General features: G+C 69.4%; 24 protein-coding genes. 17 read left to right on the top strand and 7 right to left on the bottom strand.

What is annotated here, in order from left to right:
• Positions 1–10: 10 nt before the first annotated feature.
• Genes IM738_RS14850 through IM738_RS14840 form a run of 3 tightly spaced genes read right to left on the bottom strand, consistent with a single transcriptional unit; the run spans position 11 to position 2,209 of the window.
• Positions 11–1,012: an amidohydrolase family protein gene (locus tag IM738_RS14850; RefSeq protein ID WP_236961680.1), complete on the bottom strand. Its 1,002-nt coding sequence runs from the start codon at positions 1,010–1,012 to the stop codon at positions 11–13.
• A gap of 33 nt (positions 1,013–1,045) precedes the next feature.
• On the bottom strand, positions 1,046–1,432 hold the full coding sequence (locus tag IM738_RS14845; protein ID WP_236961679.1) for a RidA family protein: 387 nt from the start codon (positions 1,430–1,432) through the stop codon (positions 1,046–1,048).
• A gap of 30 nt (positions 1,433–1,462) precedes the next feature.
• On the bottom strand, positions 1,463–2,209 hold the full coding sequence (locus IM738_RS14840) for a GntR family transcriptional regulator (protein WP_236961678.1): 747 nt from the start codon (positions 2,207–2,209) through the stop codon (positions 1,463–1,465).
• A 481-nt stretch (positions 2,210–2,690) separates the two neighbouring features.
• On the opposite strand from IM738_RS14840, the gene IM738_RS14835 reads away from it, so the two are divergent.
• The 16 genes from IM738_RS14835 (at position 2,691) to IM738_RS14760 (ending at position 20,481) form a co-directional block, all read left to right on the top strand.
• Positions 2,691–4,841 (top strand): acetate--CoA ligase family protein, encoded by a 2,151-nt coding sequence (locus tag IM738_RS14835; RefSeq protein ID WP_236961676.1) that lies wholly within the window; start codon positions 2,691–2,693, stop codon positions 4,839–4,841.
• A gap of 21 nt (positions 4,842–4,862) precedes the next feature.
• The gene (locus tag IM738_RS14830) at positions 4,863–6,056 is read left to right on the top strand and encodes an acyl-CoA dehydrogenase family protein (RefSeq protein ID WP_236961675.1); all 1,194 of its coding nucleotides are present in this window, start codon (positions 4,863–4,865) and stop codon (positions 6,054–6,056) included.
• Positions 6,057–6,090: 34 nt separating this feature from the next.
• Positions 6,091–7,206 carry an acyl-CoA dehydrogenase family protein gene (locus IM738_RS14825; RefSeq protein WP_236961674.1) on the top strand — a complete coding sequence of 372 codons (1,116 nt, stop codon included), beginning with the start codon at positions 6,091–6,093 and terminating at the stop codon, positions 7,204–7,206.
• A gap of 69 nt (positions 7,207–7,275) precedes the next feature.
• Positions 7,276–8,253: a tripartite tricarboxylate transporter substrate-binding protein gene (locus tag IM738_RS14820; RefSeq protein WP_236961673.1), complete on the top strand. Its 978-nt coding sequence runs from the start codon at positions 7,276–7,278 to the stop codon at positions 8,251–8,253.
• Between the two features lie 24 nt (positions 8,254–8,277).
• A complete protein-coding gene (locus tag IM738_RS14815; RefSeq protein WP_236961672.1) occupies positions 8,278–9,903 on the top strand; it encodes a GMC family oxidoreductase in 1,626 nt (541 codons plus the stop codon).
• Between the two features lie 11 nt (positions 9,904–9,914).
• A complete protein-coding gene (locus IM738_RS14810) occupies positions 9,915–11,399 on the top strand; it encodes an aldehyde dehydrogenase family protein (protein ID WP_272907644.1) in 1,485 nt (494 codons plus the stop codon).
• A 51-nt stretch (positions 11,400–11,450) separates the two neighbouring features.
• Positions 11,451–12,431 (top strand): Bug family tripartite tricarboxylate transporter substrate binding protein, encoded by a 981-nt coding sequence (locus IM738_RS14805; protein ID WP_236961671.1) that lies wholly within the window; start codon positions 11,451–11,453, stop codon positions 12,429–12,431.
• 34 nt (positions 12,432–12,465) lie between these two features.
• Positions 12,466–13,683 (top strand): thiolase domain-containing protein, encoded by a 1,218-nt coding sequence (locus IM738_RS14800; protein WP_236961670.1) that lies wholly within the window; start codon positions 12,466–12,468, stop codon positions 13,681–13,683.
• 85 nt (positions 13,684–13,768) lie between these two features.
• Positions 13,769–14,125, top strand: coding sequence for a Zn-ribbon domain-containing OB-fold protein (locus IM738_RS14795; RefSeq protein ID WP_236961669.1), 357 nt, complete (start codon positions 13,769–13,771; stop codon positions 14,123–14,125).
• Positions 14,126–14,136: 11 nt separating this feature from the next.
• Positions 14,137–15,354: a CaiB/BaiF CoA transferase family protein gene (locus IM738_RS14790; RefSeq protein ID WP_236961668.1), complete on the top strand. Its 1,218-nt coding sequence runs from the start codon at positions 14,137–14,139 to the stop codon at positions 15,352–15,354.
• 21 nt (positions 15,355–15,375) lie between these two features.
• The gene (locus tag IM738_RS14785) at positions 15,376–16,377 is read left to right on the top strand and encodes a protocatechuate 3,4-dioxygenase (protein ID WP_236961667.1); all 1,002 of its coding nucleotides are present in this window, start codon (positions 15,376–15,378) and stop codon (positions 16,375–16,377) included.
• 134 nt (positions 16,378–16,511) lie between these two features.
• Positions 16,512–17,183, top strand: coding sequence for an RraA family protein (locus IM738_RS14780; RefSeq protein ID WP_236961666.1), 672 nt, complete (start codon positions 16,512–16,514; stop codon positions 17,181–17,183).
• A gap of 130 nt (positions 17,184–17,313) precedes the next feature.
• Complete coding sequence (locus IM738_RS14775; protein ID WP_236961664.1) at positions 17,314–17,976, top strand: RraA family protein; 663 nt, start codon at positions 17,314–17,316, stop codon at positions 17,974–17,976.
• The gene (locus IM738_RS14770; protein ID WP_236961662.1) at positions 17,973–18,635 is read left to right on the top strand and encodes a 4-carboxy-4-hydroxy-2-oxoadipate aldolase/oxaloacetate decarboxylase; all 663 of its coding nucleotides are present in this window, start codon (positions 17,973–17,975) and stop codon (positions 18,633–18,635) included. The genes IM738_RS14775 and IM738_RS14770 overlap by 4 nt, the downstream gene beginning before the upstream one ends.
• Positions 18,636–18,668: 33 nt before the next feature.
• Positions 18,669–19,655 (top strand): tripartite tricarboxylate transporter substrate-binding protein, encoded by a 987-nt coding sequence (locus IM738_RS14765; protein WP_236961660.1) that lies wholly within the window; start codon positions 18,669–18,671, stop codon positions 19,653–19,655.
• A gap of 34 nt (positions 19,656–19,689) precedes the next feature.
• On the top strand, positions 19,690–20,481 hold the full coding sequence (locus IM738_RS14760) for an enoyl-CoA hydratase/isomerase family protein (protein WP_236961658.1): 792 nt from the start codon (positions 19,690–19,692) through the stop codon (positions 20,479–20,481).
• 63 nt (positions 20,482–20,544) lie between these two features.
• On the opposite strand, the gene IM738_RS14755 is transcribed toward IM738_RS14760, so the two are convergent.
• The gene (locus IM738_RS14755; RefSeq protein ID WP_236961650.1) at positions 20,545–20,862 is read right to left on the bottom strand and encodes a hypothetical protein; all 318 of its coding nucleotides are present in this window, start codon (positions 20,860–20,862) and stop codon (positions 20,545–20,547) included.
• A gap of 101 nt (positions 20,863–20,963) precedes the next feature.
• The gene (locus IM738_RS14750) at positions 20,964–21,683 is read right to left on the bottom strand and encodes a hypothetical protein (RefSeq protein ID WP_236961647.1); all 720 of its coding nucleotides are present in this window, start codon (positions 21,681–21,683) and stop codon (positions 20,964–20,966) included.
• A gap of 185 nt (positions 21,684–21,868) precedes the next feature.
• Here IM738_RS14750 and IM738_RS14745 point away from each other — a divergent pair, with 185 nt between their 5' ends.
• Positions 21,869–22,240 (top strand): COG4315 family predicted lipoprotein, encoded by a 372-nt coding sequence (locus tag IM738_RS14745; protein WP_236961645.1) that lies wholly within the window; start codon positions 21,869–21,871, stop codon positions 22,238–22,240.
• Between the two features lie 33 nt (positions 22,241–22,273).
• On the opposite strand, the gene IM738_RS14740 is transcribed toward IM738_RS14745, so the two are convergent.
• Positions 22,274–22,666: a VOC family protein gene (locus IM738_RS14740; protein ID WP_236961643.1), complete on the bottom strand. Its 393-nt coding sequence runs from the start codon at positions 22,664–22,666 to the stop codon at positions 22,274–22,276.
• A 142-nt stretch (positions 22,667–22,808) separates the two neighbouring features.
• Complete coding sequence (locus IM738_RS14735) at positions 22,809–23,615, bottom strand: DUF4399 domain-containing protein (protein ID WP_236961642.1); 807 nt, start codon at positions 23,613–23,615, stop codon at positions 22,809–22,811.
• Between the last annotated feature and the right edge of the window lie 48 nt (positions 23,616–23,663).

The following is a 23,663-nucleotide window of genomic DNA, read 5'->3' as shown; positions in this document are numbered from 1 at the left end:
TCGTGTCTCCTCAGCAGTCTTCGTCTTTGCGGAAGGCGCGCGGGTACACGCGCCGGCAGTTGCACTCGAAGATGTTTTTCTTCTGTTCTTCGGTCAGCCAGCCGATGCCTTCGATGACCGGCTTCATGTCGTCGTAGTCGCGCCCGGTCAGCGGGTCGCGTGCGCTGCCGGTGCCGGGCTTTTCGGTGCCGAACATCACGTTGTCGGTGCCGGCCACCTTGAGCAGCAGCTCCATCGCTTCGGTGCTGTAGTTGCAGGTGTCGAAGTAGAGCTTCTTGAGCTGTTCGTCGAAGGTCTCTTTTTCACCCTTGCGCACGTTCCACGAGCGGAAACGGCCCATCTGGTAAGGAATGGCGCCGCCGCCGTGGGCCACCACGATCTTGAGGTCGGGGAAGGTGTCGAAGGTCTTGGCGCCCAGCAGCGAGACGATGGAGATGGTTTCCTCGTTGAGGAACTTGAGCGTGTAGGACTCGCGTTCGCTGCAGCTGCTGGCGGAATGGATGAGGCCTGGCACGTCGAGTTCGACCATCGCCTGGTAGAGCGGGTGCCAGTAGGGGTCGCCCATGCCGGGTGGGTCGCCCAGGCCTTCGGTGGCGTCGGGGTTGATGAGGCAGCCGACAAAGCCGAGCTCGTTGACGCAACGCCGGAGTTCCGGGATGGCGCGCACGTCGAGCGGCTCGTCCATGAACTGCGGCAGGCCGGCCACGCCGCGGAAGCGGTCGGGGAACAGCTTGACGAACTCGGCGATCAGGCCGTTGCAATGCTGGGACCAGAGCTCGGTGACCTTGCCGGGCTTGACCGAGTGCAGCTGCAGGTAGGGGCGCGGCGAGATGAACTGGATGTCGGTGCCGACCGAATCCATGATGCGGATCTGATCCTCGGCCACCTTGCGGATCGAGGCGTCGGGAATCTTGGGCAGGGTGTAGGGGTTGGCACGCCCACCGACAAGTTCTGCCATGAAGCGGAAGCTCTCCGGCGGCATGTGAATGTGGGCGTGGGAATCGATGATCATGAAGCGGCGTCTCCTGTGGAAGTGGTGAGGGGTTTACGAAACGAAGGCCATGACCTCGATCTGCAGCCACAGGCCGTGCTGCAGGTCCTGCACCACGATGTGGCGGGCCGGGCGGTCGTGCGGGTCCGGGAAACAGGCCAGCCACTCGGCGTTGAGGGGCTCACGCACCGAGTTGTCCTTGATCGTCACGCTGAACTTCGCCACGTCGTCCAGTGAAGCCCCGCCCGCCTGCAGCACCGCCCGCAGGTTCGCAAACGTGTGGCGCACCTGGGTGGCTGCGTCGGCGGGCAGCTGGCCCGTGGCCGCGTCCTTGCCCGACACCGCCGAGGTGCAGAGCAGCGGGCCCACACGGGCCGCGGCCGGAATGGGCGCGTTGTGCGAAGCACCGGGGACATCGATGGAGCGTGGGGGACGTGACATGGGGCGGTGGGTGATGTTGGGCCGGGCGCGTCAGGACTCGCCGGCTTCGGTTTCGAACAGGCTCATGGGCATGCGGGCCAGGAACTCGGAGAACCCGGTAGAGCCCGAGGGCACGTGCAGGATCATCTGGTGGGCGGCCGTGGCTTCGTCGCCGTCCTGGATGGCGCGCGCCACCTTCAGGTGGTCCTGCATCGACTTGTTGATCTGCGCCTTGGTCACGAAATTGCGCAGGCTGTAGCGGTAGATCTGTCGCCGCGCGTTGCGAATCAGGTCGGCCAGGTAGGGGTTGCGGCTGCCCACATAGATCACTTCGTGGAAAGCGGTGTTGGCCAGGGCGTATTCCTCGGTGCCGCCCTGGATCGCGGCGTCCTGGCACTGCTGCAGGGCCGCGTCCAGCTGGGTGCGCAGCGCGTCGTCCACCCGTCGGGCCGCCAGCCTGGCGCACACGCCTTCGAGCTCGCCGATGGTTTCCATGATGGCGCGCACCTGGCTGATGGACAGGCGGGCCACCGACATGCCCTGGCGCGGCGCGATGCGCACCAGATCGCGCGCGGCGAGCTGCTGCAGCGCCTCACGCACGGGGGTGCGGGAGACCTGGAAACGCGCGGCCAGCGCGCGCTCGTCCAGCGGGCTGCCCGGGGGCAGCTTGCCGGATTCGATCTCCTCCTGCAGCGCGTTCCGGATCTCGTTGGCCCGGCCGCCGCGCGGGCGCGCATCGTCGCTCGGCACCGCGGCATCGGGGTCGGTCAGGGGGTCGAGTTGGACAAGGTTTTCCATGGGCATGGCAAATATACCTCCAAGTTGTTGTGGTATGCAATAGAAAATTAGATGAATGCCACAAATGGCGACTCAAGCGGACAGTGCCCATCCTAACCAGCACAGGTGACGTGCAGGGGAAAAGCGCCTCTTTCATGGGGAAAGTGATGGCAATTTTTGCGGTATTTCATGTTCTTTCCCTTGTCATGGGGGCTGAAGGCGGCCTCGGTGTAAACCCTAGGAAATCCATTTTGCACGCTGTGGTGTATTGAAAACACCTTTTATGTATGCCAGAATTGGCAACAGAAACAAGCTGTCGGTACACCCAGCAGCCGGTTTCGACATACCAGTCTTCCCTTCCGCATTCGCGCCACCCGCGCCGCATGAAGCAACGCCCACCGGGGGCACCGCCGGGCCGGCTTCGCCGGACGGCCAGTGCCGCCCCCTGGGGGGTGACGCGAAGCGGCGCGGGGGGTGTCTCATCCAGATAAGGTGTTTTTGCATGTCTCAGCCTGCTTCAGCGTGTGCGTCGGTGGCCTTGCCGGTGGACCGGATCCTCCGGCCGCGCTCCATCGTGATCGTGGGTGCCTCCGCCGACCCGCGTTCGTTCGGCGGCTTTGTGCAGGGCAACCTGGACCGCTTTGGCTACGACGGCGCGCTGCACCTGGTCAGCCGCAGCAGCGATGAGATCCAGGGCCGTCCCTGTGTGAAGACCATCGACGCGCTGCCCGAGGGCATCGATCTGGCGGTGCTGGCGATTCCCGAGTCGGGCGTGATGGAGTCGGTGAAGGCCCTGGCCGCGCGCCGTTGCCACGCGGCGGTGCTGTTCGCTTCGGGCTACGCCGAGGCGGGCGAGGAGGGCCAGGCCCGGCAGCAGGCGCTGGCCGAGGCTGCGCGCGCGGCCGGCATCCTGCTGGTGGGCCCCAACTGCATGGGCTTCACCAACCTGGCGGCGGGCGTGCCCGTCACCTTCGAGCCGCTGGCGGCGCGCGAGCGCGAGCAGCGCCCCGGGGTCGGCGTGGTGGCGCAAAGCGGCTTCATGGCCGCCAACCTGCGCGACGCGTTCCTCGCCCGCGGCGTGCCCGTGACCTCGGTGTTTTCCACCGGCAACGAGGTCTCGGTCTCGGTCGAAGACGTGCTGGCGCACCACATCGGCGATGAGCAGACCCGCGTCGTCACGGTGTATGTGGAGCAGATCCGCCGTCCGCAGCTGTTCCTGCAGCTCGCTGCGCAGGCGCGGGCCGCGGGCAAGCCGCTGGTCTTGCTGATGCCGGGGCGCAGCGCCCGGGCCCGCGAGGCCGCGCAGTCGCACACCGGCGCACTGGCCGGCGACCACGCCACGGCCAGCGCGCTGCTCCGGCGCGAGGCGGTGGTGGTCGTCGGGTCGCTGGACGAGCTGCTCGACACCAGCGCCATCCTGCTGCGCTACCCGCAGCCGCCGGCGGGCGGCACGGCCTTCATGACCGGCTCCGGCGCCATGAAGAACATCGCGCTCGACTTTGCCGACGACCTCGGCCTGGCGCTGCCCGAACTCACCGCGCCGACCGTCGCGAAACTCACCGCGCTGCTGCCGGCCTACGCCGTGCCCGAGAACCCGCTGGACTACACCACCATCGGCGTGCGCCAGCCGGGCCTGATCGGCGAGCTGCTGCTGACCCTGCTGGACGACGAGCGCATTGGCAACCTCGTGCTGGCCATTCCGGTCGGCCCCGAGATGGCGCAGCGCGACAAGGCCGAGCACATCGTGCCCGCCATCGCGCGCGCCACCAAGCCCGCCGTGCTGGTGCTGACCGGCGACGGCAGCGCCGTGGAGCCGTTCTTCACCGACGCCATCACGGCCAGCGGGGTGCCGCTGTTCCGTTCGGCCGACCGCGCCCTGCGCGCCATGCGCCAGGTGGCCGCCTACGGCGAGGCCCTGCAGCGCGCCGCCCGCGCCACCCGCGAGCTGCCGCCCGTTTTGCCCTTGCCGGGCGCGGTGCCGGCCAACGGCATCTTTCCGGAATACCAGGGCAAGGCCTGGCTGGCCCAGGCCGGCCTGGCGGTGCCCAAGGGCGCGCTGGCCACCAGCGCCGACGAGGCGGTGCGCATCGCCGCCACCGTGGGCTACCCGGTGGTGCTCAAGGCGCAGGCCAGCGAGTTGCCGCACAAGAGCGATGTGGGCGGTGTGCTCGTGGGCCTGGCCGATGAGGCCGCCCTGCGCGCGGGCTGGACGCGCCTGCACGCCAGCGTCGCGGGCCACCGGCCCGAACTGGTGCTGGACGGCGCCCTGGTCGAGGCCATGGGGCCGCGCGGGCTGGAGCTGGTGGTGGGCGCGAAGCGCGACGCTGAGTGGGGCCCCGTGGTGCTCGTGGGCCTGGGCGGCATCTGGATCGAGGCGCTCAAGGACGTGCGCCTGATCCCGGCCGACATGGCGGTGGACGACATCGTGGTGGAGCTGGGCCGCCTCAAGGCCGCGGTGGTGCTGCAAGGCATCCGCGGTGCGGCGGGTGTGGACCTGCACGCGATTGCCCGGGTGGTCGCGCAGGTGGGCGCGCAGATGCGGGCCAACCCCGCCATCACCGAGATCGACATCAACCCCCTGGTGGCCTACCCCGCCGGGTCGGCCCAGCCGGTGCTGGCGCTGGACGCGCTGGTGGTGGCCACGGCCGCCTGACCAGCTGAGAGAGAGCCGACCATGAAACTTCAGTTTTCCGCCGCCGACGAGGCCTTCCGCCTGGAAGTGCGCACCTTCGTCAAGGAGCATCTGCCGGCCGACATCCGCCGCAAGGTGGAGCTGGGCCTGCGCCTGGAACACGCCGACTACGTGACCTGGTTCCGCATCCTCGAAGCCCGTGGCTGGCTCACGCCGGGCTGGCCGGTGGAGCATGGCGGCCCCGGCTGGAGCCACGTGCAGCGCTACATCTTCGATGAAGAGACGCTGCTGGGCGGCGCGCCGCGCATCATCGCGAGCGGCATCCAGATGCTGGGGCCGGTGCTGCACGCCTTTGGCACCGAAGAACAGAAGCGCAAGTACCTGCCCGACATCCGCCAGAGCAACACCTGGTGGGCGCAAGGCTTCTCGGAACCGGGCGCTGGCTCCGACTTGGCCGCCGTGCGCACCACCGCCGTGCTGGAGCCCGACGGCCAGCACTTCGTGGTCAACGGCCACAAGGTCTGGACCTCGTACGCCCAGTGGTGTTCGATGATGTTCGCGCTGGTGCGCACCGACCCCAATGCCAGCAAGCCGCAGGAAGGCATTTCCTTCCTGCTGATCGACATGGCCTCGCCCGGCCTCACCGTGCGCCCGATCCGCATGCTCGAAGGCGGCACCGACCTCAACGAGTGTTACCTCGACAACGTGCGTGTGCCGGTGGAGAACCTGGTGGGCGAGCTGCACAAGGGCTGGTCCTATGGCAAGTACCTGCTGGGCCACGAGCGCACGGGCATTGCCGGCATCGGCTCCTGCAAGCAGCAGCTGGCCCGCGCCCGCCAGCTGGCACAGCAGCAGGGCCTGGGCGACGACCCGGTGCTGCAGGCGCGGCTGGCCCAGTTCGAGGTGGAGCTGATGGCGCTGGAGTTCACCGCGCTGCGCCTGCTGAGCGCCCACCAGCAAAGCCGCACACCCGCGGTGGAGGCCTCCATGCTCAAGGTGCGCGGCACCGAGCTGCGCCAGGCCATCTTCGAGGCGCTGCTCGACATCGCCGGCCCCGATGCGGTGCCGTTCTCGCTCGACGCGCAGAGCCTGGAGCACCTGGACGAGGCGGTCACCGACCCCACGCTGGTGGCGCTGGCCGCCAACTGCCTCGACGCCCGCAAGCTCACGATTTACGGCGGGACCAACGAGGTGCAGCGCAACCTGATCGCCCGGGCCACGCTCGACGCGTTCTGAGCCCTGACCACCGCCGCAGCCCCAAGGACACGCAATGGATTTCTCTCTGAACGACGACCACCTGGCGCTGCGCGAAGCGGTGCAACGCTTCTGCGACGGCGAGTACCCCGCCGAACACCGCGGCAACGCCGAGACCCCCGAGCAGGCGCAGGGCCGCTGGGCCGGCATGGCCGGGCTGGGCCTGCTGGGTTTGCCCTTCCCGGCCGACGCCGGTGGCAGCGAGCAGGGCCCGGTGGAGGTGATGCTGGTGGCGCAGGAACTGGGGCGCGCCCTGGGCGGCGGCGCCTTCGTGGCCAGCACCGTGATGGCCGGCCAGTTGCTGATGCGCCTGGGTTCAACCGAGCAACAGCAGCGCTGGCTGCCCGGCCTGGCCAGCGGCGTGCTGCAGGCCAGCGTCGCGCTGTACGAAGACGGCGCCCGCTACGACTGGCAGCGCGCGCAGCTGCAGGCCCGCGCCACGCCGCAAGGCCATGTGCTCCACGGCCGCAAGACCGGCGTGCTGCAGGGCGACAGCGCCGGCCTGCTGCTGGTGGTGGCGCGCACCGGAGGGCAGGGCGACGAGCGCCAGGGCCTGACGGTGTTCGCGGTGGACGCCGACGCGCCCGGCGTGCAGGTGCGGGGCTTCGACACGCTGGACGGCCGCCGCGCGGCCCACGTCACGCTGACCGATGTGGTGGTGGCGTCTGATCGCGTGCTCGGCGCGCCCGGCGAAGCGGCCGACGCGGTCGAGGCCGCGCTCGACGCGGCCATCGCCGCCCTGTGCGCCGAGGCCGTGGGCGTGGTGGACGCGCTCATGGTGCACACCGCCGAGCACCTGCGCACGCGCAAACAGTTTGGTGCGCCGCTGGCGAAGTTCCAGGTGATGCAGCACCGCATGGCCGACATGGCCATCGCGCTGGAGCAGCTGAAGTCCATGGCCTGCGTCGCCGCCATGGCCGTGGACGCGGGCGAGCCGGCCCAGCGCCGCCGTCTGGTGTCGGCCGCCAAGGTGCTGGTGAGCCAGTGGGGCCGCCAGCTGGGTTTGTCGGCGATCCAGATGCACGGTGCCATGGGCATGACCGACGAGTGCCGGGTCAGCCACTGCGCCAAGCGCCTGATCGTCATCGGGCAACTGTTCGGCGACGCCAGCTGGCACCTGAAGCGGGTGTGAGAGGGCGCTCGCTGGCTGTGCGAGGTGTGTTTTTTCAGCCGTCATTTCAACCACAAGGAGACAAGCACGATGAACCGCAAGACATTCACCGCCGTCCTGGCCGCGGCCCTGCTGGGACTGGGCCTGGGCGCGCAGGCCCAGGACAAACCCACCATCAAGTTGCTGGTGGGCTTCCCCCCCGGCGGTGCCTCGGACAGCCTGGCCCGCCTGATGGCGGACAAGCTGCGCGAGGAGCTGCAGCAGCCCGTGATCGTGGAGAACCGACCCGGCGTCGGCGGGCGCATCGCTGCGCAGGCGGTGAAGACCGCCGCACCCAACGGACAGACCTACATGGTGGCGCCCAACGCCACCCTGGTGTTCCAGCACCTGACCTACCCGGTGGCCACGCTGGGTTACGACATGACGACCGACTTCACCTCGGTGGCGCAGCTCACCTCCTACCCCATGGCCATGGTCGTGCACAACAGCCTGGGCGTGAAGAACGCCAAGGAGTTCGCGGCCTGGCTCAAGGCCAATCCCACCAAGGGCAACTTCGGCACGGCCGGGCAGGGTGGTGATACCCACTTCAACGGCCTGCAGTTCGCCAAGATCGCGGGTGTTCCGATGCAGGTCGTGCCCTACCGTGGCAATGGCCCGCTGGCCACCGACCTGCTGGGCGGGCAGATCCTGATCGGCAACATGTTGGCCGGCGACGCCCTGCAGTATGTGAAGGCCGGCAAGCTGAGCTACGTGGGCGTGTTCGCCGCCAAGCGCTCGCCCCTGTTGCCCGACGTGCCGACCATGGCCGAGCAGGGTTTTGACACCGGTGGCAGCGACGGCTGGATGGCGGTGTGGGGCCCGGCCAAGCTGCCCAAGGCCGAGCTGGAGCGCATGCAGAACGCGATCAGGAACACGCTCGCCGACCCGGTGATCAAGGAGACCCTGCTGAGCAAGTTCCTGCAGGTCGCCGACTACCGCAACGGTGCCGAGGTGGACAGGCAGCTGCAGGCCGAGCTGGCGCACTGGGGCCCGGTCATCAAGGCCTCGGGCTTCACGCCCACCCCCTGATCGCACGGTCGCAGGGCAACAGCCATGGAAGAAGTCGACTACATCGTCGTGGGCGCCGGATCGGCGGGCTGCGTGCTGGCCAACCGCCTCAGTGCGGACGGCCAGACCAGCGTCCTGCTGCTGGAGGCGGGCGGGGAAGACCGCCACCCGCTGGTGCGCATGCCGGTGGGGTTCATGAAGGCCCTGCAGCGCCGTTCACTCACCTGGGGCTATGAAAGTGAACCCGAGCCGCACCTGAACGGCCGGCGCCTGCCGATCCCCCGGGGGCGGCTGCTCGGCGGCTCGTCGTCCATCAACGGCATGTTCCACATCCGGGGGCACCGGCGCGATTTCGACGAGTGGCGCGACCTCGGCTGCACCGGCTGGGGCTACCAGGATGTGCTGCCGTACTTCCAGCGCTCCGAGAGCAACTGGCGCGGCGCGGGCGCTTTCCATGGTGGCCAGGGCCCGCTGCAGGTCCGCCACATCGACACCCGCCAGCTGCTCGACGGGCCGCTGCGCGCGGCGGCCGTGAAGGCCGGGCACGCCGTCACCGACGACTACGACGGCGAGCACAACGAAGGCATCGCCCGCGGCGACGTGGCCATCGACGCGCGGGGCCGCCGCAGCAGCAGCGCCCGCGCCTACCTGCACCCGGTGCGCGACCGCGCCAACCTGCGGGTGCACACCCGCGCCTCGGCCACGCGCGTGCTGATCGAGAACGGTCGCGCCGTGGGCGTCGAATACACCCGCAACGGCCAGATGGTGCAGGCCCGCGCGCGTTGCGAGGTGGTGCTCAGCGGGGGCGCCTACAACTCGCCCCAGCTGCTCATGCTCTCGGGCATCGGGCCGGCCGCGCATTTGAAGGACCTGGGCATTCCCGTGGTGGCCGACCTGCCCGGCGTGGGCGGCAACCTGGTCGAGCACCCGCGCATGATGCTGATGTACCGCGCCAGCGCGCCGGTCACCTTCATGAACCAGCTGCGCCTCGACAAGGCGGTGGGGTCGGTGCTGAAGTGGGCGCTGTTCGGCAAAGGTGCGTTCGCGACCCAGATCTGCAGCGGCACGGTGCTGCTCAAGACCCGCCCGGAGCTGGACCGCCCCGACATCCAGCTGCTGTGCAACCCGGTGCGCTTCGACGCCGGCCTGTGGTTCCCGGGCCTGATCCGGCCCAAGGAGCACAGCTTCTACATCACGGTGTGCCAGCTGCACGCCAAGAGCCGCGGCCGCGTGAGCCTGCGCTCGGCCAGGCCCACCGACGCACCGTTGATCGCGCTGAACCTGTTCTCCGCGCCCGAAGACTTCACTTCGATGCGAGAGGGTCTGCGCGCGGCGCGCGACATCTACGGCATGAGCCCGCAGGCCGAGCTGATCGACGCCGAGACCATCCCGGGGGCGCATGTGCGCAGCGATGCGGAGATCGACCAGGCGATCCGCGAGTTCGGTGGCATCACCCACCACCCCGTGGGCACCTGCGCCATGGGCGTGGGCCCCGACGCCGTGGTCGACCCGCAGCTGCGTGTGCGCGGTGTCCAGGGGCTGCGCGTGGTCGACGCTTCGATCATGCCGACCATCCCCGGCGGCAACACCAACGCGGCCACCGTGATGATCGCCGAGAAGGCGGCCGACATGATCCTCGGGCGCCGCCTTCCCCCCGCTCCCTCCCTCTGAAAGCCCCGCCCGTGAACACCCCCCACACCGCGATGCCGCCCCTGCTCCAGCAACCCCTGCGCCTGTTGATCGACGGGCAGTGGGTGGGCTGCGCCTCGGGTGCCCGCATGGACGTGATCAACCCGTCCACCGGCGAGGTGCTGGCGCAGGAAGCCCTGGGCGGCGCGGCCGACATTCACCAGGCGGTGCAGGCCGCGCGCCGTGCGCTTGAGGCCGGCCCCTGGGCCCGCATGCGCCCCGCCGAGCGCACCCGCCTGCTGCTCAAGCTGGCCGACGCGCTGGATCAGCACGGCGACGAGCTGGCCCTGCTGGAGACGCTGAACACCGGCAAGCCGCTGAAGGTGGCTCGCCTGTTCGACGTGGGCCACGCCGCCGAATGCCTGCGCTACAACGCCGGCTGGGCGACCAAGCTCAACGGCGAAACGCGGGCGGTGTCGCTGCACGGCGACTGGCACGCCTACACCCTGCGCGAGCCGGTGGGCGTGGTGGGCCTGATCGTGCCGTGGAACGTGCCGCTGGCCATGGCGGTGAGCAAGATCGCGCCGGCCCTGGCCGCGGGTTGCACGGTGGTGCTCAAGCCCGCCGAGCTCACGCCGCTCACCGCGCTGCGCCTGGGGGAGCTCATCGTGGCGGTGGGCTTCCCGCCCGGTGTCGTGAACATCGTCACCGGCCTGGGCACCGAAGCCGGGCAGGCGCTGGTGGCGCACCCGGGCGTGGACAAGGTGTCGTTCACCGGCTCCACCGCCGTGGGCAAGGCCATCCTGGGCAGCGCGGCCGGCAACCTCAAGCGCGTGGCGCTGGAGCTGGGCGGCAAGTCGCCCGTGTTCATCTTTCCCGATGCCGATCTCGACCGCGCCATCGACGCCGCCGCGCGCGGCATCTTCAGCAACACCGGCCAGGTGTGCGCCGCCGGGTCGCGCCTGTTCGTGCACCGCAGCGTGGCCGAGCGTGTGGTCGAGGGCGTGGCCCGGCGCGCGCGGCAACTGCGCGTGGCGCCCGGCCTGGTGGCCGACGCCGAGATCGGCCCGGTGATTTCGGCCCGCCAGCGCGAACGCGTCATGGCCTACGTCGCCAGCGGCCGTGCCGAGGGCGCCGAGGTGGTGGCCGGGGGCGAGGCCATCGACGGTGCCGGCTATTTCATTCAGCCCACGGTGATGGTCAACACCGCGCCCGCCATGAAGGTGGTGCGCGAAGAGATCTTCGGCCCGGTGCTGTGTGTGCAGCAGTTTGACGACGACAGCCTGGAGCAGCTGGCGGCCCGCGGCAACGACACCGACTTCGGCCTCTCGTCGAGCATCTGGACGCGCGACCTGCGCACCGCCCACCAGATGGTGCGGCGCCTCAAAGCCGGCAACGTGAGGGTCAACGCCGCCGCCGCGCTCGATTTCGCCATGCCCTTTGGGGGCTACAAGCAGTCGGGCTGGGGTCGCGAAAACGGCCGCGAAGGCGTTGAGGCCTACACCGAGCTCAAGTCGGTCGCCATCGACCTGAACTGATGGCTCACTTTTTTTCACTCTTCAAATAACCGACCCCGGAGACACCACCCCATGCCGATCACCCCCCTGTTCCGTTCCGCCCTGGCCTGCCTGGCCCTGGGCGCGAGCCTGACCGCCGCCGCCCAGACCAGCCCGCCCATGAAGATCCTGGTGGGCTTTCCGCCCGGGGGGTCGACCGACACCGTGGCCCGCCTGCTGGCCGAGAAGATGTCGGTGGTGCTCAAGCAGACCATCATTGTCGAGAACAAGGCGGGCGCGGGTGGCCGCCTGGCCGCGCAGGCGCTCAAGGCCAGCCCGGCCGATGGCCTGACCTACATGATCGCGCCCAACGCCACGCCGGTGTTCCAGACCCTGCTGTACCCGCCCGAGGTGTTGAAGTACGACATGCTCAAAGACTTCACGCCCGTGGGCATGGTGGTGTCCTACCCGCTGGCGCTGGCCGTGGGCCAGCAGACCGGTGTGAAAACCGCCAAGGAATACGTGGCCTGGGTCAAGGGCAACGCCAAGGACAGCAGCTTCGGTTCGGCCGGGGCGGGGGGCCACACGCACTTCAGCGGCATCCAGCTCGGCAAGGCCATCGGCGTGGACCTGCAGGTCATTCCCTACCGTGGCAACGGCCCGCTGGTGACCGATCTGCTGGGCGGCCAGGTGCCGGCCGGCGTCATGACCGCCGGCGACATCCTCACGCACCAGAAGAGCGGCAAGGTGCGCGTGGTCGGCGTGTTCGGCGCCCAGCGCTCGCCCCTGCTGCCCGACGTGCCCACCTTCAAGGAGCAGGGCATCAACATCGACACCGGTGACGCCTGGACCGGCATGTGGGCCCCGGCCAACGCACCCAGGGACAAGCTGGCCCAGGTGCAGAACGCCCTGAAATACGCGCTGGCGCTGCCCGAGGTGCGCGAGACCCTGATCCACAAGGCCACGCTGAACCCGGACTTCCGCCCCGCCGAAGAGATGGACCGCCTGCAGCGCAAGGAGCTCGCGTACTGGGGCCCGGTCATCAAGGCCACCGGCTTCACGCCCGAGCAGTGACGCGCGCCTCTCCACCCACCCGAAGAACACCACCATGAGCCTCAACGGATCCGCCTGCATCGTGGGCGCCTACGAACACCCCACGCGCAAGGCGGACGACCTGTCCGTGGTGCGCCTGCACGCCGACGTGGCCAAGGGCGCGCTGGACGATGCCGGCCTGTCCAAGAGCGACATCGACGGCTACTTCTGCGCCGGCGACGCGCCCGGCCTGGGCACCACCACCGTGGCCGAGTACCTGGGCCTGAAGCTGCGCCATGTGGACTCGACCGAGTGCGGTGGCTCGGCGCCCATCCTGCACGTGGCGCACGCGGCCGAAGCCATCGCCGCCGGCCGCTGCAACGTGGCGCTGATCACCCTGGCGGGCCGCCCGCGCGCCCAGATGGTGGCGGCCCAGGCGGCGGCCAAAGAGGGCAAGGGCGGCCGGTCGCCGCTGGCCCTTCGCCCGCCCGACCCCGACGCGCCGGAGCTGGCCTTTGAGCTGCCCTACGGCCCGGCCACGCAGAACCTGTACGCGGCCGTGGCCAAGCGCCACATGTTCGAGTTCGGCACCACGTCCGAGCAGCTGGCGTGGATCAAGGTGGCCGCCTCACACCACGCCCAGCACAACCCCAACGCCATGTTGCGCGACGTGGTCACGGTGGACGACGTGGTGAATTCACCGCTGGTGAGCGACCCCCTGCACCGGCTGGACTGCTGCGTCATGAGCGACGGCGGCGGTGCGCTGATCGTCGCGCGGCCGGAGATCGCCCGCGAGCTGGCGCGCAAAAGTGGCCGCCCGCTGGTGATGGTGCGCGGCACCGGCGAAGCGCCCAAGCACGGCATGGGTGGCCGCATGGACCTCACGTATTCGGCCGCGGCCTGGTCGGGCCCGATGGCGTTTGCCGAGGCCGGCGTCACGCCCGCCGACATCCAGTACGCCTCGCTCTACGACAGCTTCACCATCACCGTGCTGATGCAGCTCGAAGACCTGGGCTTCTGCAAGAAAGGCGAGGGCGGGCGCTTCGTGATGGACGGCAACCTGATCTCGGGCGTGGGCAGGCTGCCCTTCAATACCGATGGCGGCGGCCTGTGCAACAACCACCCGGCCAACCGCGGCGGCATCACCAAGGTCATCGAAGCCGTGCGCCAGTTGCGCGGCGAAGCCCACCCCGCCGTGCAGGTGCCCAACTGCGGCCTGGCGCTGGCCAGCGGCATCGGCGGCGCGCTGGCCTCGCGCCACACCGCCGCCACCCTGATTCTGGAAAGGGTCTGAACACCATGAGCACCCCTGACACCCTGCAAGACAAACCCGCCCGCCCGCGCCCGCCGCTGGCCCGCGCAAGATTCCGGCGCCCCGCGTGCTGCCCGAAACCCTGCCGTACTGGACGGCGGCCGACGAGGGCCGCCTGCTGATCAAGCGGTGCAAGGCCTGCGGCGAAGTGCACCACTACCCGCGCGACATCTGCCCGCACTGCCTCAGCGCCGACACCGAGTGGTTGCAGGCCGCAGGCACCGGCACCGTGTATTCGTTCAGCACCATGGGCAAGGGCGAAGCGGCCTACACGCTGGCCTTTGTCACATTGACCGAAGGCGTCACGCTGATGAGCAACCTGGTGGACTGCGACCCGGCGGCGGTGGTCATCGGCCAGGCCGTGCGCGTGGTTTTCAAGCCCAGCGACGGCGGTCACCACGTGCCCATGTTCACTATCGTTTGAGATCACCGCCCATGACCACACCCGAACCGACCCCGCCGCGCAAAGGCCCGCTGTCGCGCTTCACCATCCTGGACGCGTCGCGCGTGCGCGCCGGCCCGACGGCCATCCGCACCTTTGCCGACTTGGGCGCGCGCGTCATCAAGCTGGAGATTCCGCCGGGCGCCCCCGGCGGCGACGACATGATCGGCGGGCGCGACCACAACCGCGCCGACTACGAAAACCTGCACCGCAACAAGGAAAGCCTGACCCTCAACATGAAGGAGCCCGAGGGGCTGGCCATCCTGCAGGCGCTGGTGAAAACAGCCGACGTCTTCATCGAAAACTACCGGCCCGATGTGAAGTACCGCCTGGGCATCGGCCCCGACGAATTGCGCGCCATCAACCCCCGGCTGGTGTACGCCAGCATCTCGGGCTTCGGTCAGGACGGCCCCTACGCCAACTGGCCCGGCTTCGACTCCATCGCCCAGGGCATGGGCGGTCTCATGAGCCTGACCGGCCGGCCAGAAGACGGCCCCATGCGCGTGGGCATTCCGATCGCCGACCTGTGCTCGGGCCACTTCTGCGCCCAGGCCATCATGGCCGCGCTGCTGGAGCGCGAGGTGTCGGGCGAGGGCCAGTGGGTGCAGACCTCGCTGCTCGAATCGCAGATCGCCATGCTCGACTTCCAGGCCGCGCAATGGCTGATCGACCGCAAGGTGCCCAAGTCCACGGGCAACGAGCACCCGCTGACCGTGCCCACCGGCGTCTTCCCCACCAGCGACGGTTTCATCAACCTGGCCGCCATCGGGCAGACCATGTGGAAGCGCCTGTGTGTGGCGCTCGATGCGCCGCAGCTGATCGACGAGCCCGGCTTTGGCTCCGACCCCGAGCGCGTGCAGAACCGTGCCCGCGTGAACGCCGCCGTCGGCGCCGCGTTCAAGACCCGCACCACGGCCGACTGGACCGAGCGCCTGCTGAAGGCCGGTGTGCCGTGTGGCCCCATCTACACCGTGGACCACATGTTCGAGGACCCGCAGGTCAAGCACCTGGGCATCGCCCGCCCCATGCACCACCCGGAGCTGGGCGACATCGAGGTCGTGGGCCTGCCCATGCAGTTCTCGCGCCACCCGCGCGACGAGGGCCCGCTGCGGCCTGCACCTCACCAGGGCGACCAGACCGAGGCCATCCTGAGCGGTCTGGGCTACAGCCCGGAACGCATCGCCGAGCTGCGCGCGCAGTGTGTTGTCTGACGTATTTTCAAAGGCTGTCTCATGGCTCGACTCGTCGCCGCTTTCGGCTCTTCCCACAGCATCATGCTGGTCTCGCAGCGCGAAGACTGGCAACACGGCTTCCGGGTGATCGACACCAAGAACGTGCACTACTACGACAAGTGTGGCCACAAGACCGACTACGAGGCCCTGCTCGCTGCGGCGCCCGCCGGTGCTGAAGCCATGGTCACGCCCGAGAAGATGGGCGAGCGTTATGACGCGGCCGAGGCCGCCATGGACCAGCTGAGCCAGCGCATCCGGGACGCCCGGCTGGACGTGCTGCTGATCGTGGGCGACGACCAGACCGAGCTGTTCCGCACCACCAACAACCCGGCCTTCGCCATCTACTACGGCGAGACCATCCGCAACACCGCGCGCGAGCCGGCCTCGCCCAACGACAACTGGGTCAAGTCGGCGCGCATGTGGCGCCACGAGCCCGAGGTGGACCGCGACTACCCGGTTCAGAGCGACCTCGCCGAGTGGTTGATCCGCCAGCTGTGCGACCGCGATTTCGACATCGCCGCGATGGACGGCCTGGAGCGGGGCCAGTTCGAGGGCCACGCCTTCCAGTTCATCCATCGCCGCCTGCTCAAGGAGCAGGTGCTGCCGGTCATACCGGTGATCCTCAACACCTTCGACCCACCCAACCAGCCCACACCGCGCCGCTGCGTGGCGCTGGGTGCGGCGCTGCGCGAGCTGATCGCGGCCTGGCCGCAGGACCTGCGCGTGGGCGTCATCGCCTCCGGCGGCCTGAGCCACTTCGTGGTGGACGAGGCGCTGGACCAGCAGGTCATCACCGCGATCCGGAACAAGGACAGCGCCGCGCTCGTCGCGCTGGACCCGAAACTGCTGCAGGCCGGCAGCTCGGAGATCCGCAACTGGCTGGTGGTGGGCGAGATGGCCCGCGACCTCGACCTGGAATGGGTCGAGTACCAGCCCGGCTACCGCAGCCCGGCCCTGACCGGCACCGGGCTGGCCTTCGCCGCGTGGAAGACATTGACATGACCCCCCGCGTCGCCTTCGGCGCCACCCCCTGCGAGGGGGGCAACACCAGCGGCCCGGCAAAGCCGGTTCCGCGGTGTTTCTTGGCTGGTGCCGCCTCACGCGCTTTGGCACAACACACCACAGGAATGAAAACCATGACCGACCCTGAAGTTCAACGCCTGCGCCGGCTCGATGCCTGCGCCGTCTCCGATGCCCTGGACAAGCTGCAGCTGCCCGGCGTGGTCACGGGCCTGGCCCAGCGCAGCGGCGGGGGCCGCATCGCCGGGCGCGCCGTCACCATGAAGGTGGGCCCCGGTCAACCGCCGCCCGGCCCGGCCCGGCACCTGGGCTGCACCGCCATCGAACAGTCGGGCGCCGACCACGTCATCGTGGTCGAGCAGCGCTCGGGCCTGGAGGCCGGTTGCTGGGGCGGCCTGCTGACGCTGGGCGCCAAAGTGCGCGGCGTGGCCGGTGTGGTGGCCGACGGACCCTTGCGCGACGTGGACGAAGCCATGGCCTACGAGTTCCCGGTGTTCAGCCGCAGCCTGACCTCGCGCACCGCGCGCGGCCGCGTGGTCGAGCTGGGCGTGCAGGTGCCCGTGACCATCGGCGCGGCGCAGGGCGGCGAGGTGACCGTGATGCCCGGCGACTATGTGCTGGCCGACCGCAGCGCGGTGATCTTCATCGCCGCCGCCGACATTCAGCGTGTGCTGGAGGCCGCCGAAATGATCGTGGCCAAGGAGGCCGCCATGGCCAAGGCGATCCTGGCCGACACGCCGATCGGCGAGGTCATGGGCGGCAACTACGAACACATGCTGAGCACTTGACCCCCCCCGCGCCGCCTGCGGCGTCACCCCCCCAGGGGGCAACACCTGCGGCCCGGCGGAGCCGGTTCCGCGGTGTTCCCGGTTTGACATCTCTTCGCACACCCGTTGTGCAGCCAACAGGAGCCTTTGAATGAGTGATACCGACAACAACGTGGCGCGTGCCGCCCGGCTGGACACGCCGACCTTGTCCGACGCCTTGGACAAGCTGGGCATCGTGGGCCAGTGCTACAAGATCAAGCCGCGCGACGCCAGCTTCCGCATGGCGGGCCGCGCCTGGACGCTCAAGTACGGCCCGGCCGCCCAGCCCTGCGGCACGGTGGGCGACTACATCGACGACGTAGCGCCCGGCAGCGTGGTCGTGCTCGACAACAACGGCCGCGAAGACGCGACCGTCTGGGGCGACATCCTGACCGAGATCGCCCACCGCCGTGGCATCGCCGGCACCGTCATCAACGGCATCAACCGCGACACGCACCTTTGCCTGTCGCTGGGTTACCCGGTGTTCTCCATCGATCACTGGATGCGCACCGGCAAGGACCGCGTGCAGGTGGAAGCGACGGGCGTGCCGGTCAACATCGGCGGTGCCCGCGTGGCGCCCGGCGACATCCTCAAGGGCGACACCGACGGTGTGGTGGTGATCCCCAAAGAGCACGAAGACCGGGTGCTGGCCGTGGCGGAAGAGATCGAGGCCGCCGAGAACCACATCCGGGAGGCCGCGCGCAGCGGCGTGCGCCTGGACGAGGCGCGCAAGCAGTTCAAGTACCACCAGCTCCAGACCCGCGAGACCCCATGAAGCCCCACGACGCCACCCTCACCATCCGCCGGGACTTCCCGCGCCTGAGTCCCGAGCTGCTGGCCGCCGCCGCCCGGCTGCCCACCGCCACGCTGCACGAAGCCGGCAAGAAAATCGGCGCCTTGCCCTCGGCGATCAAGCCGGTGGCGCCGCAGTTCCGCTGCGCCGGCTCGGCACTCACCGTGCATTCCCCTGGCGGCGACAACCTCTGGCTGCACCGCGCGCTGGACATCGCGCAGGCCGGCGACGTGATGGTGGTGTTCGCCAACGGCGCCCACGAACACGGCTACTGGGGCGAGATCATGACCACCATGGCCCAGGTGCGCGGCATGGCCGGCCTGGTGATCGACGGCTGCGTGCGCGACGGCGTGCTGCTCGGCGAGATCGGCTTCCCGGTGTTTTCGCGCGGCCTGTGCATCCAGGGCACGGGCAAGGATTTCGGTGCGATCGGCTGGATCAACCACCCGGTCACCATGGGCCACGTGGTGGTGAACGCCGGTGACCTGATCGTCGGCGACACGGACGGCGTGGTCGCGATCCCGCACGCGCGCGCGGCCGAGGTGGTGGCGGCCGGCGAGCGGCGCGAAGCCGAAGAAGCCGCCATATTGCGCCGCCTGCAGGCGGGCGAAACCACGCTGTCGGTGTACGGCTGGCACTGAGCTGACACACTGCTCCAAAGAGAGAGACACACCATGATTCACCGTCGTTCATTCACTGCGGGCCTGCTGGGTGCCGCTTCGCTGGGCGGCCTGACGGCCCGGGCCCAGTCACCGATCTTGTCCAGGCCGGCGCGCATCCTCGTCGGCTTTCCGCCCGGCGGTTCGGCCGATCTCGTGGCACGTGCGCTGGCGCTGCAAATGGGCGGCTATGCGCCGTCGGTCATCGTGGACAACAAGCCTGGCGCGGGCGGCCGCATCGCGCTGGAGACCCTCAAGTCCAGCGAGGCCGATGGCACGACGCTGCTGGTCACGCCCGCGTCCATGATGGTGGTCTATCCCCACATCTACCGGCGGCTGAGCTACGACCCGCTGGCGGACTTCGTGCCCGTGGCCTCGGTCGGTTCGGCGCAATTCGTGGTGTCCGTGGGTCCCATGGTGCCGGCCAGCGTCACCACGCTGGCGCAGTTCATCCAGTGGTGCCGGGTGAACACCGCGCAGGCCACCTATGGTTCTTCCGGCGCCGGTTCGATCCCGCATTTCACGGGCGTGGCCCTGGGCAAAGCGGCGAAACTGGACTGGATGCATGTGGCCTACAAGGGCGCAGCGCCGGCGCTCAACGATCTGCTCGGCGGCCAGGTGGCCGCCAACGTGGGGGTGCTCTCCAACACCCTTCCGCATGTGCAGTCGGGCAAGCTGCGCGCCCTGGCCGTGAGCGGCCCGGTGCGCAGCCGCTTGCTGCCCGACGTGCCCACCCTGGCAGAGGCCGGTTACAAGGATGCCCAGGCCACCGAATGGTTCGGTGTCTTCATGCCCGCCAAGGCCTCGCCCGACGCGGTGCTCAAGCTCCGGGAAGCGCTGCGTGCAGCCCTGCGAACCAGGGGGCTGGCCGATGCGCTGACCAAGGCTTCTTTTGAGCCTGCCAACCCGGACAGCACCGCCGACTTTGCCCAGCAACTGCGCGCCGACCATGCCCGCTGGGGTGCCGTGGTGACTTCCTCAGGCTTCACGCCCGAGGATTGAGCCCCTTCTGTGAATGCCCTTCAACAATGCCCGCATGACTGCCCCTGATCCGATCATTTCTTCCGCGCCGCTGCTGTCCGTGGAGGCGGGTGTCGCCACCCTCACGCTGAACCGGCCCGCCCACCGCAACCGCCTGGAGGCAGGCGACCTGCGTTGCCTGCTGGGCCAGTTCGAGCAGATCAACGCCGACCCGGCCATCCGTGTGCTGAAGCTCACGGCCAACACCCAGGGGCAACCCCGGCCCGTGTTCTGCGCCGGGTACCACCTCGGCAGCTTCAACGAACAGGACAACGATCCCCAGCTGTTCGAACGGGTGGCCAACGCGTTGGCCGCGCTGCGGCCCATCACGGTGTGTGCGCTCAACGGCAGCGTGTACGGCGGCGCCACCGACCTGATGCTGGCCTGTGACCTGAGCGTGGCCCTGGCGGGCACCGAGTTCCGCATGCCCGCCACCGCGCTGGGCCTGCACTACTACCCGGGGGGCCTGCAGCGCTATGTGGCGCGGCTGGGCCTGACCGGGGCCAAGCGCGCCTTTCTGTCGGCGCGGCCGTTCAGCGCCGAGCGGCTGTGGCAGACGGGCTGCCTGGAGGCGCTGGTCGAGGCTGAAGACTTCGACGCCACCGTTCAACAGCTGGTGGGCGAGATCGCCGAGCTGGCGCCCCTGGCGGTGCAGGCCACCAAGCGCTCGCTCAACGAGATCGCGGCCGGTCAGATGGACATCGAAGCCATGCGGGCCCGCGAAGCCTTGACGGCCGCCAGCCAGGACTTTGCCGAAGGCCGCCTGGCCTTCCAGGAAAAGCGCAAGGCCCGGTTCACAGGGGCGTAGCGTGGGTGCAGCGACGGGCCTTCCGTCGCACGGGTGGGGTGGACAGCAAGGCGGCTGGGACGCTCAGTCGTTCTTCTGCGCCGCCTTGATCTGCCGGATCGCCGACACGTCACCCAGGAACACCTGCAGCACGTCCTTCTCGTCCTGCGTGAGGTCCGGGCTGTCCAGCAGCTTCGCCTTCTTCACGACCAGCTCCAGCGCCTCGGCCAGGTGCCCGATCTGCCGGCCGTAGCTGCCCACCCTCTCCAGCGCCGCCTGCTCCACGGCCGGGTTCGACGACGAGCCGAGATTCACGTTGAACAGGTGGAACTGCCAGTTCGGCAGGATGGGCTGGGTCAGGCTGGTCGGCGCGAGCTGCAAGGGCATGGTGACGGTTTGCATGGTGGGTTCCGGGTGGTTGGCGGGATGCGGGCGCGCATGCAGAAACGGTGCCACCTTGGCGGAGGCTGTCCCCTGAGCGGGGGACGCGTTGGCCTGGGCGCTCAGGTGGGGGGCTCGGTGGCGCGGAGCTTACGAAGCAACAGCGTGGCCACCATCGCGGCGGCGGCGGGGAAGACCACCGCATAGCCGACGACACCGATCAGGCGGACCTGCATGTCACCCAGCGCCACACCCGCCAGCCCGGCCAGCGAGAGGGCGGCGCTGATCACCAGCAGCGCGCGCACGCGGCCGGCCAGCCCCACGCCCTGCACGGCGGGCGCGAGGCAGAGGGCCCCCAGGGGAAAGAAGACATCCCAGGCGAGGATGTCCAGCGCGTACGCCAGCGAAGGCCAGCGGAACGAAAACACCAGGGTGGCCCAGGGCGCGTCGGCGAAGGCCTCCTGCCCGCCCAGCACCAGGATGCAGAAGTGCACCGCGCTGGTGGTCAGCGCGCACAGGGCGAAGAACACCAGGCCCAGCAGTGCCCACGGCCAACGCCCAGGCGACGCCGAGCAGCCGATGGCCATCGCCAGCGCCACCATCGCGGGCGCGATGAACAGGATCAACAGCTCCAGCAGGGCGAACCAGGGCTGCTGCACCGGGTGGTCGGGCGAGGGCAGCGTGGCCAGGCCGATGGCCAGCACCACCAGATAGACGAAACACAGCGCAGCGACGGCCGCGCCTGAGACCACCCCCAGGCGCCAGGCCTCGAACGGCCTGCGCAGCTGGTGTGGGGGTGCCGGTGTGTCAGCGGCGCTGGCAGTGGGATGGCCGGGGTTCACGAGGGGAGGAGGCTGCGCCGTCCGAGGGGATGGGGTGGGCCTGATTGAACCCGGTGTGGGGGCGTCTGCCAAGCGCCGCGCGGCGCCAGCGGGCATGCACGCGGCCAATGGTTGACGCGGATCAACGACGCGCCGCCTGTCGCTCCTACAGTGGAACTGGTCATTCCGACACAGGAGACACCACCATGAGCATTTCCCGTTCTTCACTGAAAGCCCTGGCCCTCGTGGTCTGGGTGTCGGTTGCCGGGGCGCAGCCCACCACCACCGACGGCGTCATCACCGACGAAAAAGGCATGAGCCTTTACTGGTGGGACAACGACCTCACCGTGCCGGGCAAAAGCGCGTGCACGGGGGTGTGCACCTTGAGCTGGCCGCCCATGCTGGCCAAGGACGGCGCCCAGGCGGTGGGGGACTACTCGCTGATCGTTCGCGACGACGGCAAACAGCAGTGGGCCTACAAAGGCCGGCCGCTGTACCTGTGGGCCAACGACAAGAAGCCCGGGGATCGCTCGGGCGACGGCTTTCGCGGTGGTGTCTGGCACCTGGCCAAACCCTGAGGCGGCGGGCCGGTCCGCCACAGGCGGGGTGGCTCAGCCGCCGACCGGCGTGCACAGCTCCACAAGGATGCCGTCCGGGCAGCGCACATAGGACACGACCTGTCCCCAGGGCTTCTGTGATGGCGCCGCCATCTCGCGCGCGCCGGCCGCGATGGCCCTGGCGTGTGCCGCCGGCACATCGTCCGTGACCAGCGCGATCTCGAAGCCCAGCGGCTGCGGGGAACTGTCGGCGTGCACATGCCCACCTTCGAAGTTCATGTCGCCCAGCGCATGGGCCGCGAACGACAGCGTGGTCTCGCCCGTCTCGAGCTCGCCGTAGGTGCCGCTCTCGTGCAGGAACTTGGTTTGCAGTCCGAAGGCGTTCTCGAAGAAGGCCAGGGAGGCGGCGACGTCGGGGACGTAGGTGATGGTGTAGCCGAGTTTCATGGGGACTGGAGGTGGTGTTGAAAGGAACGCTCGTTTGCGAGGCCGGTGGCGGCATGATCCGCCTCGCCGGCCCATTTGTGAAGCGCCAACGGGCTCCGGGTGAACACCACCCCGGAGCGGAACCTGGCCACCGCGCGCGCGGTCAGCGCACGCGCAGCTGCGCGTTGGCGGACGGGGCCAGGGTGCGGGTCGGGCTCAGGTTGTCCACGAAGTCCAGTTGCACCGCGTAGCTGCCGGCCGGCGGGGCCAGCCAGGTTTCGGTCTGGCCGTCGGTGAAGTCCATCACCTGCGGCGCTCCGCCGCTGGCCGGCTTGAGCGTGAGGCGGAAGTGGCCGGTGTCTTTTTCCTGCTGTTCGGCGTGCGCCACGTTCAGGCCGGACACATGGAACTGCAACAGCACCGGCGTGCGCGCCTCGGTGCCCGACGGCAGCAGGAGCTGGATGCCCGGGGTCTGCAGGCTCTTGGGGTCGGTGGCGTTCTTCTGGCGCACGGTGATCTTCACCGGTTTGCTGAACACGAAGTGCGGCAGGTGCCCCTTGTCGGCCAGCAGCATGCGCAGCGTGTAGGCCCCGGGGGCGAGTGTCAGCACATGCTCCATCTGCCCTTTGCCGAAGTGGATGTACTGCTCGTTGAACGGCAGGGGCTGCTTGAAGTTCAGGGGCAGGTCGCGGTTGACCAGCAGGTGGTGGTGGCCGCTCTTGGCGCGGGCCGCCTTGGTGATGGGCGCCAGCCCCCAGCCACCGGAGAGCCCGAACTTCAGCACGAAGGGGGTCTCGATCACGTCACCGTCCTTGAGGTTGGTGAAGTAGGCCTCGGCGTTGGCCCGGGGCGTCGGGGCCTGCCATGGGTGGAGCGTCGGCGCGTCGGCCGGGACAGGTGCCTGGGCCAGGGTGGCCCCCGACAACATCAGCAGCGCGGAGGCGGTCAGGCGGTGGAGTGCAGGGGTCATGGGCGGCAGGCGACAGGTGGTGGGTTCGGGGGCCACGCATTGTGCGGG

This window comes from Hydrogenophaga sp. SL48 (genome assembly GCF_021729865.1).
GTDB lineage: Bacteria > Pseudomonadota > Gammaproteobacteria > Burkholderiales > Burkholderiaceae_C > Hydrogenophaga.
The sequence above is the reverse complement of the archived record's forward strand: the minus strand, read 5'-3'. Positions and strand labels throughout refer to the sequence as shown.

Bases quoted from the DNA above. Each gene is read 5' to 3' on its own strand.
- IM738_RS14850 (WP_236961680.1), bottom strand. From the start codon at position 1,012: ATGATCATCGATTCCCACGCCCACATTCACATGCCGCCGGAGAGCTTC.
- IM738_RS14845 (WP_236961679.1), bottom strand. From the start codon at position 1,432: ATGTCACGTCCCCCACGCTCCATCGATGTCCCCGGTGCTTCGCACAAC.
- IM738_RS14840 (WP_236961678.1), bottom strand. From the start codon at position 2,209: ATGGAAAACCTTGTCCAACTCGACCCCCTGACCGACCCCGATGCCGCG.
- IM738_RS14835 (WP_236961676.1), top strand. From the start codon at position 2,691: ATGTCTCAGCCTGCTTCAGCGTGTGCGTCGGTGGCCTTGCCGGTGGAC.
- IM738_RS14830 (WP_236961675.1), top strand. From the start codon at position 4,863: ATGAAACTTCAGTTTTCCGCCGCCGACGAGGCCTTCCGCCTGGAAGTG.
- IM738_RS14825 (WP_236961674.1), top strand. From the start codon at position 6,091: ATGGATTTCTCTCTGAACGACGACCACCTGGCGCTGCGCGAAGCGGTG.
- IM738_RS14820 (WP_236961673.1), top strand. From the start codon at position 7,276: ATGAACCGCAAGACATTCACCGCCGTCCTGGCCGCGGCCCTGCTGGGA.
- IM738_RS14815 (WP_236961672.1), top strand. From the start codon at position 8,278: ATGGAAGAAGTCGACTACATCGTCGTGGGCGCCGGATCGGCGGGCTGC.
- IM738_RS14805 (WP_236961671.1), top strand. From the start codon at position 11,451: ATGCCGATCACCCCCCTGTTCCGTTCCGCCCTGGCCTGCCTGGCCCTG.
- IM738_RS14800 (WP_236961670.1), top strand. From the start codon at position 12,466: ATGAGCCTCAACGGATCCGCCTGCATCGTGGGCGCCTACGAACACCCC.
- IM738_RS14790 (WP_236961668.1), top strand. From the start codon at position 14,137: ATGACCACACCCGAACCGACCCCGCCGCGCAAAGGCCCGCTGTCGCGC.
- IM738_RS14785 (WP_236961667.1), top strand. From the start codon at position 15,376: ATGGCTCGACTCGTCGCCGCTTTCGGCTCTTCCCACAGCATCATGCTG.
- IM738_RS14780 (WP_236961666.1), top strand. From the start codon at position 16,512: ATGACCGACCCTGAAGTTCAACGCCTGCGCCGGCTCGATGCCTGCGCC.
- IM738_RS14775 (WP_236961664.1), top strand. From the start codon at position 17,314: ATGAGTGATACCGACAACAACGTGGCGCGTGCCGCCCGGCTGGACACG.
- IM738_RS14770 (WP_236961662.1), top strand. From the start codon at position 17,973: ATGAAGCCCCACGACGCCACCCTCACCATCCGCCGGGACTTCCCGCGC.
- IM738_RS14765 (WP_236961660.1), top strand. From the start codon at position 18,669: ATGATTCACCGTCGTTCATTCACTGCGGGCCTGCTGGGTGCCGCTTCG.
- IM738_RS14760 (WP_236961658.1), top strand. From the start codon at position 19,690: ATGACTGCCCCTGATCCGATCATTTCTTCCGCGCCGCTGCTGTCCGTG.
- IM738_RS14755 (WP_236961650.1), bottom strand. From the start codon at position 20,862: ATGCAAACCGTCACCATGCCCTTGCAGCTCGCGCCGACCAGCCTGACC.
- IM738_RS14745 (WP_236961645.1), top strand. From the start codon at position 21,869: ATGAGCATTTCCCGTTCTTCACTGAAAGCCCTGGCCCTCGTGGTCTGG.
- IM738_RS14740 (WP_236961643.1), bottom strand. From the start codon at position 22,666: ATGAAACTCGGCTACACCATCACCTACGTCCCCGACGTCGCCGCCTCC.
- IM738_RS14735 (WP_236961642.1), bottom strand. From the start codon at position 23,615: ATGACCCCTGCACTCCACCGCCTGACCGCCTCCGCGCTGCTGATGTTG.